Origin of the sequence: Paenibacillus sp. EKM301P, assembly GCF_011800295.1 — a bacterium.
GTDB lineage: Bacteria > Bacillota > Bacilli > Paenibacillales > Paenibacillaceae > Paenibacillus > Paenibacillus polymyxa.
In genome coordinates this window covers 1-223 of the sequence record NZ_JAALFM010000169.1, presented here as the reverse complement: position 1 = coordinate 223, position 223 = coordinate 1, and the positions used below count along the sequence as shown (strand labels likewise).

1 protein-coding gene is annotated in these 223 nt (G+C 51.1%); it reads right to left on the bottom strand.

The genetic code is table 11. The features are described from left to right. Window positions 1-223, bottom strand: a 223-nt coding sequence (locus tag HFD99_RS25390; protein WP_167441121.1) for a condensation domain-containing protein, incomplete at both ends; no start/stop codon positions are given.

Sequence of the window (223 nt, the reverse complement as noted above, 5' to 3'; positions counted from 1 at the left end):
TGCTTAACCAGCTTGTTCATCCGCTCCGTCACTTCACGGCCCAGTGTAAATGAAAGCTTGTCCGCTTCATATGCTTTTGCGTGACCGTCCAGCTGTTTGACCTGCGGCAATACGGTCTGCTGCTCAAAACCTGCAAAATAATCACGCCAGAACCGTTCTGCCTCCGCGTTGTCCTGTCGATCCAGCCATTCAATATATTCACTGTATGGCGTTACCGGGGCAA